At 63.1% G+C, this 2,450-nt stretch carries 3 protein-coding genes and 1 pseudogene; all 4 read right to left on the reverse strand.

Going from position 1 to position 2,450, the window contains the following annotated elements:
* A partial coding sequence (locus ACH2EH_RS00730) for a hypothetical protein (RefSeq protein ID WP_395137827.1) occupies window positions 1-272 on the reverse strand: 272 nt, incomplete at its 3' end.
* 56 nt (window positions 273-328) lie between these two features.
* The gene (locus tag ACH2EH_RS00735; protein ID WP_395137829.1) at window positions 329-1,282 is read right to left on the reverse strand and encodes a hypothetical protein; all 954 of its coding nucleotides are present in this window, start codon (window positions 1,280-1,282) and stop codon (window positions 329-331) included.
* 1 nt (window position 1,283) lies between these two features.
* Window positions 1,284-1,883, reverse strand: a complete 600-nt coding sequence (locus ACH2EH_RS00740; RefSeq protein WP_395137831.1) for a hypothetical protein — start codon at window positions 1,881-1,883, stop codon at window positions 1,284-1,286.
* A 7-nt stretch (window positions 1,884-1,890) separates the two neighbouring features.
* Window positions 1,891-2,450 (reverse strand): annotated as a pseudogene (locus tag ACH2EH_RS00745) (hypothetical protein); the annotation flags it as partial.

Here is a 2,450-nt window from a genome sequence, read left to right on the forward strand (position 1 = left end):
CCTCCACGAGAAAGCCAGTGGGCACTCTGGCTGTCGTTGGTCAACTCCGCCTCGGTGCCGTCCGTTGTAGCGGAGACAGCGCTCGTGCTCCACGCCCGCACGAAATCGCCATTGCCGCTATTGATAATCTCCGGGTCTGCCAGCGCCGTCTCGTGACGACGGGCAAAGGGGTGATCCATGCGCCTTAGATCACCACGGGTCAGCGGGCCACTGCTCGATGACAGCGCCTCCCTCTTGGCATCCGCCAGCGCCAGCGCCTCCGCCGCGGCCACAGCAGATCGAGACCGGGAAGAGAAACTCTCAAGCGCCGAGGCAATATCCCTGGTAGTCAAATCGTCACCGTTTGTGCCCACTGCGGCAGCACTCCAAAAGTGGGGCGCAGGGTTAAGAGCGTTGCGTTTTTCCCGTAGACAACGCCGTTCCTCAGGCTCTCCGCCACGCCGTAGAGCACGAGCCACTTCCCATCGGTGCCGTCCAGGTTCTTGGAGCGCAGGGCGAAGCGCACTCCAGCGAGGCGCTGGTGCCAGACATCAGAGAGGGTGTTTTGCCTGCCGTCGCCATCAATCACTCCAATGACTAGCGCGAAGTCGTCCTTCTCGCCACGCATGTCCCGGATCAGGCCATCCGACGGGCTGAAGTCCACCAGCCCGTTGCTTGCACTGTAGGCGATACTGTCCACGACTAGGAGCAAGTCCCAGGTACGGAGTGGATCGGGCGCGGCCTGGGCAAACGGAGGGGTTCCCGCCGTAATCGTCAGTGCGGCCACCTCGCACACGCTCAGGTGCTTAGGATCGAAGAAGATCGGCAGGGTGCCATCCGCAAAGCGCGTGTCAAAGGAGACGCTCCCGGCAAAGAGCGGTAGGTTCTCGTCCAGGAACGCGGCCTGGGCGGGATTTTGCGGGCTGGTGTCAATCGAGATGCCATCGCCAAACTGAAAGCCCTGCGTCCACGGGTACAGAACACCCACCAGCGCGGCCAGCTCCCCCTCGATGAACTTTGCCATGTCCTTCTCGCCCGGCACCGCCTCGGTGATGTAGAAGATCTCGACGCGCGGCGTGTAGACCACGTTGCCAAGGCCCCAGTCGGAGGCTTGCGGTGCGTCCGACACGGAGATGACCACCCAAGGCGAGGCGAGGCGATTACTCTCGACGAGCCTGCGCCACGCCACACGCCGCACCTGGCTCTCTCGGTAGATCGGGTGGGCGCTTCCTGCAACGGCAGGCCATGCCGCCGTGATCGCGGCCCGTAGGCCATCGTAGAACGCGGGGAAAGGATTGCCCATATTATCCTACCGGCTTTCGTGCGAGCAGCTGTCCGGCGATGGTCTTGGGAGGACTGGTCTTGACAGCAAAGACCTTGCGATGGTTGGATTGCCGCCGCCCGACTGCCGGGCGATCTTGCGCCCCGCCCTGGACAACGTAGAATTGCACCCCGTTATCTACCATTTGTATTTCCACCTGGGCATCACCCACAGCCCCGATAAGCGCCTCCGGCTGTAGCGGGTAGAGCTTGATGAGAAACCCGTCATCAATGTCAACGCCGCTCGGAAAGGTGAACTGGTCTATGGTCAGAGAAATGTCGTAGTTGGTTCGGCCCACGGGTGAGGGCTGGTTCTCTTCCTGACTCTCACGCTTCCAGCAGGGCACCTCCCGCGACGTTGGGTTCATGGGATACGCCAAGTCGCTTGGGGTCTGGTCGTCGTCCACGTCAAGCACAATGGGCGCGTAGAGATCCGCGCGAAAGACGTAGAGGCGCTCTTGCCGCCGGGTGAGTGTGTAGGGAGTCTGCACGCTCCCTGCACCCCGCCGCTCCCACGCATCGCCTAGGATCGTTTTGCGAGGATCGAGCAGCTCCGCGTCGGCTCCTGTGAGATCGAGGGCCACGTGCGGATTAACCCTCTACCTGCACGCGGGCAAGCGCGGTTCGGATGTTGCCAGATCCCCCCGAGAGCAGCAAGGTAAAGCGGACATTGCGCCGGGCCTGGGTCGTGAGCGCCCCGTGCGCTCGCCAGCGGAACCTGCCATCCACGCTCACACCGCCACCATCCATGACCTTGGTCACCTCGGTATTGTCGAGCGCCTGGCTGAACGCTCCGGAGCCCGTGAGCGTCGCCGTGAGCGTGTAGCCATCCAGAGGAACGGGCAATCCCTCATTGTCCACCACCTTGGATTCAATCCAGGTATCCTCACCCACGTTCACTACGAAGTCCTGCAAGACACTCCCCGGCTCCGAGTAGGTGCACAGCATCACTCCGTGCCGTAGCACAAGAGATCCGCTTCCCCCGCCGCCTCCCGACACATCGGACTTGAGCGCCAGCCCCGGATTCGTGCCCGGAGTGGCGTTGGGGATTCCAGCCAGTACGCGGTTCTTGGCCGCGAGTGCGTCCGCCGCCGCCGCCGTGGATTGTGTTGCCGCAGTGGTGGCCTGAGCCGCTGCGGTCGCTGCGCTGG

Origin of the sequence: Armatimonas sp., assembly GCF_043760365.1 — a bacterium.
In the GTDB taxonomy this organism is placed as follows: domain Bacteria; phylum Armatimonadota; class Armatimonadia; order Armatimonadales; family Armatimonadaceae; genus Armatimonas.

What these genes read in the sequence shown, in the direction of transcription:
- ACH2EH_RS00735 (WP_395137829.1), bottom strand. Translation starts at nt 1,282, where the DNA reads ATGGGCAATCCTTTCCCCGCGTTCTACGATGGCCTACGGGCCGCGATC.